The organism is Skermanella sp., assembly GCF_059503625.1.
The window spans coordinates 1-6,840 of the sequence record NZ_JCACHA010000947.1; the positions used below are offsets into that span (position 1 = coordinate 1).

The following is a 6,840-nucleotide window of genomic DNA, read 5'->3' on the forward strand; positions in this document are numbered from 1 at the left end:
GGCTCCAAAGCGCAAACGGCAGGTTCAACTCGTCAGGCGGGTGGCGCCGGATCAGGTCCGGCGTCTCCGCCTCCGGCTCGGCCGTGAGGAGCCGGCCATACCCCGGGTCGGGCCCGCGCTGCCCGGTCTTCAACCCAGCCGAACCCCGTTCGGCATACCGCTTGCAGATGTCGAACACCCCGGTCTGGGTCTGCCCAGCCTGCGCCGCGATCGCACCATAGGTCAGGCCGGCCTGCCGCAGCCCGATCACCTGTCGTGGCGTTCCTCTTGCGCCGCCGCCGGCAGCTTGCGCATGTCCACATGCTTCATAACCCCAACCTGGGCCGAATTAGTTGCCTCCAAGACCGCCCAAGCCGGATCAATAGTTCAACGCGCGGATGGCCGTAGGGTGACGCACTTTCCGAGAATTAGGCCTACACCATCGCCAGGCGCCCGCCGGTTCTCGCGCAACCTGCGGCCGGCCTCGATCTCGTCGCTTCGGCGAGAAGGCATGCCACTAGGTGGGGTTGCGCTGATAGGGGTCGGGGGCTTAGCTATGGTCCCGCTCCGGAATGGAACACGCAACTCGGCGGCTAGGTGTTGGCACGCCTTGGCGGCGCCACACTGAACGTGCTGATGGCGAAGATTGGGATAGATTGGTTCGACGGCAGATTTGATCGATGAGGCAATGGGCATCGACATGAGATGCTGGCCTCTCAGCGTCGCCTTCGCAATGCTCGGGCATTGCCAACTTCGCGGCCGCGCCATCGAATGAAATGGTGCGGCTCTGCTTGTGAGATGATGCCAGAGCCCACGACCTACCCTGGACACCGCTTCCTGGCAGGGATCATCAGTCATGCGGTGTGGTTCTACCACGTCTTCGGGCTGAGTCTGCGAGACGTGGGGCTCATCCTCATCAAGCTGGGCATCAGTATCACCCATGAGAGCGTCCGGCAGTGATGCCTGAAGTTCGGTGGCGACATCGCCTGCAAGCTGAGTTGGCGGTGCCCAAGGCCTGACGACACTTGGCCTATGGATGAGGTGTCCCTGCGGATAAATGGCGAGCCGCTGTATCTCGCGCCAGCTGTGGACCAACGCGGTGTGTGCTCGACATCCTAGTACATCCGCGTAGGAACGCCGCTGCGGCCAAGCTTTTCTTCAAGCACCTGCCGGCCGGTCTCGAGTTCGAGCCACGGCGCGTCGTCATCGATGGGCTGCGCAGCTAGGGTGTGGCGCAGCGCGAGATCCTACCCAAGGTGCGGCATCGAACCAGCCCTTACCTGAACAATGGGTCCGAGAATTCCCATCGGCCAACGCGACGGCAAGAGCGCCAGATGCAGCAATTCAAGGTACCAGACCAGGCACAGCGTGGCGCATCCAGTGGTTCTCTGTCAGCGCGGTTTGCCTCGTCGCGGTGGTGCTGCCGCCTCCGCCTCGCCCGGAAGAGTCAGATCACGGGGTGCAAGCAACTCCGCAAGCCGACGCTTCGCCTCGGCCAAGTCGTCCTCGAGCCTGGTGATGCGGTTGCGCAGCGCGGCGGCTTCGCGCTCGGTGCGCTCCGCCTCGGGTCGGCCCCGCTCGACTTCCGATGCGACTACATCGAGAAATTCGTCGATCTCGCGGCGCGTCACGTCGGGGCGCACCAGATTGGCCTCGCGCGCGCGCTTCAGCAGCGGCGGCTTCATCTGCGCCAGCCGAAAGGCGTTGTTGTAGCTGCGCGGCACTTCGGCAGCGTCCAGCCGGTCCTGATCGACCGCCTGGGCGACGCAGCGGAGCTGGTAGGCGATGTTCTTCCCGAACGGTAACTGCGTCGCCACCATGGTCTCAAACTGGCCGTAAGGTAGCGTAAGCTTCGCCTGCAGCAGGTAGCGGCCGATGGTCAGGAATTTCTCCTGAGCTTCGCCCCAAAGTTTGTCGATCTCCTCAACATACTCTGCAAGGTCGGCGCATTGCTTGACGTGGTTGCTAAGGAGGCGCTCGCGACGCTGATCGCTGTGTTCTGGGAGGGCGGCAAGCGGTTCGGTGCGGCGGCGCGCGGAGGGCCTTAGGACGAAGCCGCTCATTGGTCATCCATCCCAAGCTGCTGTTTGACGTAGTCCCACACGGCAGCGAAGTCCTCGGCGCCCCGGCTCTTGCGGATTTCCATCACACCGACGCCGTGGTCGTGTGTCGCTTCGATATCATCCAGTAGCCGAACATCGACTGGGCACAGCGCCCCGCTTCGGTTGAGCCGCAGCTTGGCGGTGCGGTAGCGGGTATGCGAGCGCTGCGCCTTGTTGAGCAAAAATCCGGCCTTCGCCCGCTCCCGTTTGAGAAACTTCATCCACTCCACTACGGAATCAATGTCTGCGGTTCCCTGCGTGGTCGGAACCAGTACGAAGTCGGCCCGGGCGACCAGCAGGCGGGAGGCGTCAGGATGGTCATCAAGGCCAGGCGGCGTGTCCACCACGACGAGGTCGATGTCCGGCAGTTGGTCGATGTCGGCGAGCGCCTTGGCGGCGTCGCTCATCGGGCCATGCCAAAGTGTCAGCGCCGGCGCCTCATTGGGGCGGCGCTCGTACCAGCGCGACAGCGTGCCTTGACGATCGAGGTCCACCATTGCCACGCGCCGACCGTCATGTGCGGCGCAAACGGAAAGATTAAGGCTGGTGCTGGTCTTGCCTGACCCACCTTTGCCGCTGGCCACCAGCAGCCACTTAGGGCGCTTGGTAGCAGCTTGCGCTGGCAGCGGCAGATGTTTGACGCGTCTAACTTCTGCCTGTGCTGGTGCCGCAGCAGCGGCCGCTCCCTTCGCCATCCCCCGTCCCCCCAATGTTGGCGCTGCATTTGTAATAGCCGCACGTGACACAGCGCTAGAGGAAGAAAAGGCGGCTATAGCGCGGTGATCGTGACGGCAATTGTGTCGGATCGCGCAAGCCGCATTCGATCGCTATGCCTGCCGCCACCTTAAACTGACCGGCCACCCCTTTTGGGAAAGGTTTTGGTTCTCCGCTGATAGCCAAAAAGGGAAAAATGTATAGCGACCTCGCGTTATGCCACTATTTGTGCAGCGAGAGCTTGCGGCGCGGCTTAATGGCTTGTCCAACGGCATCACTTGGCCAGCTTTTCTGCCGCTTGCGCCCGACCAAAGTCACTGTAGCGCTCGCCGATCATCGCCAGAGCCTTTTGGAGCTAATCCCCGGACAGGCGGTTGTTGGACAGGCGCAGTTGGTCCCCGTGTGCGAGGGCTACGGGGTCGGCCCTCCCACAAGCGGTTCAGCACGCGGTGTGCGTGGCGTGGACTGATTTCCACCATCTCCGCCGCCGAGACAACGCTGCGGCGGCTACAGACCACCTCGCTCAGAACCTCGAAGCGATGCAGGTCGTTCTTGCTCATTGAGATCCAGCCCATTGCCATCCTCCCAGCCCAGGCGCACCCGGGGACAGGCTGACGGTTTTGCGTTGCTCGGGCCGGACACTTTCTTTGCGCTTAAAACCGCTCGTCGCTGATCTGGCGTTACGGCAAGAGCGGTGAAGGCCAGAGCTCTCAAAGTCGACCCAGTCTCCAAGCGAAGGCGCGCGAATATCTACAAATGCCATGTGGAATAACATCGAAAGGTAGGGTGACACGTTCAACCCCTTGCCAGACCATTTGGGTCGGGAAGAGCGGAGAATAAACATGAGCAAACCCGATCATACCTGGTACGTGGTGGCGGATGGCGGCAGAGCTCGCGTCCTGGTCCACACCGATGACGGCCTCCGCACGCAGCACAGCTTTGATGCCTCGGGCAAGGCGAATGCGGTGGAGAACGCGGACTCCGGCGTGAGCCAGTTAAAGGCGCCGAAATCTGACCCCAAGGACTAGTCGGAGGCACTTTTTGCCAAGGCCGTGGCCGATTACCTGAACGAGGCGGTGCGCCGCGGCCAGGCGGCCTCACTCGTCATCGCCGCCTCTGCCCAGGTGCTGCACGGCATCCGCGAGGGGCTGAGCAAGGAAGCGGCAGGCATGGTCAACAAGACCATGAGCAAGGATTACGTGAACCTGCCCGACAAGGAACTGACCGCGCATTTCAGCTGACGCGGCCTCTCGCCAGCGAATTGTCCTGCATCGGGGTGCCGCGTTGTGATGGCTGTGCGCACGCGCGGCTGAGCAAAGGCAGCCAGTGCAGGATGTTCCGCGGCGAAACCGGCTCCTTGTGGAAGACCGCCAGCCGCTCAAGTGCGGCTGGACGCGTCGGCCCATTCCGACCGAATCGCGCCCAGCCGCAGCGCCAGTTCCTCCGCCCGGGCGATCTCGTCGTGGAAACCCATCTGGTGGAAATCGCTCATCCGCATCGGGTATAGGATGCCGTCCAAGTGGTCGTTCTCGTGCTGAACGACGCCAGCGTGGAAGCCGCACACCTCGGCAGTGATCGGGCGCCCTTCACAGTCCCCCCCCGAGTAGCGCACGCGCATAAAGCATGGCACCGCGGCGCGCAGCCCGGGGATCGAGAGGCACCCCTCCCAGCGGAGTTGCATCTCCTCCCCGAGCGGTTCGACCACCGGGTTAATCAGCACGGTGTTGCCGACGACGGCGTCGCCTTGCGCTCCCGTGGAGCGGTGCGGCTGCACCCGGAAGACGAAGAGCCGCAGCGGGACGTGGACCTGCGGCGCGGCGAGGCCTGCCCCGGGCGCGTCTTCCATCGTGTCGAACATGTCGCGCACCAGTCGGCGAATTTCGGGCGCGCCAGGATCGGCGACGGGTTGGCACCGCTCGAGCAGGACGGGGTGGCCCATACGGGCGATCTTCAGGACGCTCATGGCGCAAGTATAGAAGGCCGCCTGCTGCGGGCCAGCCGTGGTCCGGCCATCACATCGGCCGGGCGAGATGCCGCCGGAGCAGGGCCATGTTGCGCCGGTTGGCGCGGAAAAAGACGTCGCCGACCGCACCCGCCACCGGCACCGAACTGATCAGGCCATCCAGCCCCACATTGCCGATCATGCGCAGCACCGTCCCGGTTGAGATGCCCAGCCGGCGTGCCTCCAAGATCAGGTAGCCGGAGATCACCGTGGACACGACCGGCCCCAGCCCGGGCAACAGGCTCAGGAGCGCATCCGCCCCAAAGCGGATGCCGGTGCCCGGGATGCGCCAGCGGCTGTCGAGAAGATCGGCGATGATCTCCAGCCGGGCAGGGGACCGTAGGTCCGGTGCGGCGTGCCGCGGCGGGGGCTGGTCAAGAGTCGGGTGGCGGATCATCGAGACCTCACGGGGTTGACCTTGGAACGCAGCAGGGCCGGCACCGTTGGCGGCCATCTTCATGGCCGTAGCCGCAGGTCTCGATTAGCCCGAAGCACGCGACAACTCGTCCGACACAGGGGGAGGTCGCCGAGGTTGTCCTGAAGTGGGGATGAGATTCAGTTACCGGCGGTCACCACCACCGGTGACGTAGGCTCGATGGTCAGCGAGGCCGGTTCCCGCACCCAGCCGGACGCCGCCGTCGGCCTGAGGGACCGCGAGCGGCGCCACCGTCACAGGCAAGACGCCGCCGCGCCGCACGCCCAAGAACTCCGCGACTTTGGCACTGACGTTGACAATGCGGCCATTGGTCCCGGAAACGCGATCGCGGACCCACACCAACGCCATTTGGCCGTTCCGCAGGTTGGTCACCCGGCGATGTCAACGATCCGCAGACCATGGCGGTCGCTGACCCAGGTTCAGCCTAAGCCGCCGGCCTCCATGGCAAGGCATGCACTCTTAGGCCTTTTCGGCGGTAGCCCAGGCGTTTGGCTTAACCCACAACTGGCCTACGTTTCCCGATCTCACCGGCATAAGCGTGATCGATGGCCATTGGCGCGATCTAGCTTGGCGACGTCGTTCATTGTACATATATTTGTACAAGGCAGCAGGAGGGCGGCATGGCCCATGTCAGCTACAGTGAGTTCCGCGCCAATCTGGCGAGCCACATGGATGCGGTCGTCGATGGCCGGGTTCCTCTGGTGGTCACCCGACAGGGCGGCAAGGGCAATGTCGTCATGTTATCCGAGGAGGAGTTCGCCGGGTGGCAGGAGACCGTCCACCTGTTGAGCAATCCCAGGAACGCCGCGCGCCTGCTGGAAAGCATCCAGCAGGCCGACGCCGGGTTGGCGGCCGAGCATGATCTGATCGAGCCTTGAACCTGCTGTTCACGCCCAACGGCTGGGCGGACTACCAGCACTGGATCGAGGCCGACCGCGTGATGCTGGTGAGGCTCAACGAATTGCTCCGAGACATCCGCCGCGATCCGTTCAAGGGTCTGGGCAAGCCAGAACCGCTCAAGGGCGATCTCTCGGGATGGTGGTCCCGCCGCATTACCCAGGAACATAGGCTGGTCTACCGCGTCGTCGGCAAGGGCGAGGCGCAGCAGATCGAGGTTGTCGCCTGCCGCCAGCACTACTGACCCCCTAACCCGTTGGAAGGTGGGCCACTGTGTTGCATAGATCAGGTAAGAATCCAATCAAATCAGACGGTTATGGTATTCGACCGATTCTGAACTGCTAAGCCTTTTCAGTGACTTAGCCTATCCGTGCAACAAAGTGCCCGGGCACTGCTTTAGACCCCCTTTTTTCCGCACCCACCGCCTTTTGGTGGGCCTGGATGTTGGTGCCGTCGATAAAGGTCATGCCAAGCGTGACACCACGCCGTTGGGCGATGTCGAGCAGGCGTTCCCAGACACCCTGCTTGGCCCAACGAATGAACAACTGCGCCGCCCGCAACCATGGGCCGAGCCCGGCCGGGATGCTGCGCCATTTGGTGCCGTTCTCGTGGCGCCAGAGGATCGCCTCGACCGTGCGGCGCAGGTCCTTCGGTGGCGTCTTGCCGCGCGGCCGGACCTGTTCGATCAGCGGCTTCCACACCGCCTAAGC

Annotated in this window: 8 protein-coding genes and 3 pseudogenes; 4 read left to right on the forward strand and 7 right to left on the reverse strand. The window is 63.7% G+C overall.

The annotated features are described in order from the left end of the window. The 3 genes and pseudogenes from AC5JJ6_RS34545 to AC5JJ6_RS34555 all read right to left on the reverse strand — a co-directional run. Nucleotides 1-250 (reverse strand): annotated as a pseudogene (locus AC5JJ6_RS34545) (IS630 family transposase); the annotation flags it as partial. A 1,120-nt stretch (nt 251-1,370) separates the two neighbouring features. Beyond that, complete coding sequence (locus AC5JJ6_RS34550; protein ID WP_496046383.1) at nt 1,371-2,042, reverse strand: hypothetical protein; 672 nt, start codon at nt 2,040-2,042, stop codon at nt 1,371-1,373. Next, entirely contained in the window at nt 2,039-2,776 is a 738-nt protein-coding gene (locus tag AC5JJ6_RS34555) for a ParA family protein (protein ID WP_496046384.1), read from the reverse strand. Before AC5JJ6_RS34555 ends, AC5JJ6_RS34550 begins: the two co-directional genes overlap by 4 nt. 861 nt (nt 2,777-3,637) lie before the next feature. On the opposite strand from AC5JJ6_RS34555, the gene AC5JJ6_RS34560 reads away from it, so the two are divergent. Next, nucleotides 3,638-3,823: a hypothetical protein gene (locus AC5JJ6_RS34560; RefSeq protein ID WP_496046385.1), complete on the forward strand. Its 186-nt coding sequence runs from the start codon at nt 3,638-3,640 to the stop codon at nt 3,821-3,823. Nucleotides 3,824-3,838: 15 nt separating this feature from the next. After that, nucleotides 3,839-4,036, forward strand: a pseudogene (locus tag AC5JJ6_RS34565) (host attachment protein); the annotation flags it as partial. A 137-nt stretch (nt 4,037-4,173) separates the two neighbouring features. Here the strand turns inward: AC5JJ6_RS34565 and AC5JJ6_RS34570 are convergent. The 3 genes from AC5JJ6_RS34570 to AC5JJ6_RS34580 form a co-directional block, all read right to left on the reverse strand. Continuing rightward, entirely contained in the window at nt 4,174-4,758 is a 585-nt protein-coding gene (locus AC5JJ6_RS34570) for a peptide deformylase (protein WP_496046386.1), read from the reverse strand. A gap of 49 nt (nt 4,759-4,807) precedes the next feature. Then, a complete protein-coding gene (locus AC5JJ6_RS34575) occupies nt 4,808-5,257 on the reverse strand; it encodes a DUF4112 domain-containing protein (protein WP_496046387.1) in 450 nt (149 codons plus the stop codon). A 99-nt stretch (nt 5,258-5,356) separates the two neighbouring features. After that, complete coding sequence (locus tag AC5JJ6_RS34580) at nt 5,357-5,581, reverse strand: hypothetical protein (RefSeq protein WP_496046388.1); 225 nt, start codon at nt 5,579-5,581, stop codon at nt 5,357-5,359. 272 nt (nt 5,582-5,853) lie between these two features. Here AC5JJ6_RS34580 and AC5JJ6_RS34585 point away from each other — a divergent pair, with 272 nt between their 5' ends. After that, nucleotides 5,854-6,111: a type II toxin-antitoxin system Phd/YefM family antitoxin gene (locus AC5JJ6_RS34585; RefSeq protein ID WP_496046389.1), complete on the forward strand. Its 258-nt coding sequence runs from the start codon at nt 5,854-5,856 to the stop codon at nt 6,109-6,111. Further along, nucleotides 6,108-6,374 (forward strand): Txe/YoeB family addiction module toxin, encoded by a 267-nt coding sequence (locus AC5JJ6_RS34590; RefSeq protein ID WP_496046390.1) that lies wholly within the window; start codon nt 6,108-6,110, stop codon nt 6,372-6,374. The genes AC5JJ6_RS34585 and AC5JJ6_RS34590 overlap by 4 nt, the downstream gene beginning before the upstream one ends. A 148-nt stretch (nt 6,375-6,522) precedes the next feature. Here the strand turns inward: AC5JJ6_RS34590 and AC5JJ6_RS34595 are convergent. After that, nucleotides 6,523-6,831: pseudogene (locus AC5JJ6_RS34595) on the reverse strand (transposase); the annotation flags it as partial. Between the last annotated feature and the right edge of the window lie 9 nt (nt 6,832-6,840).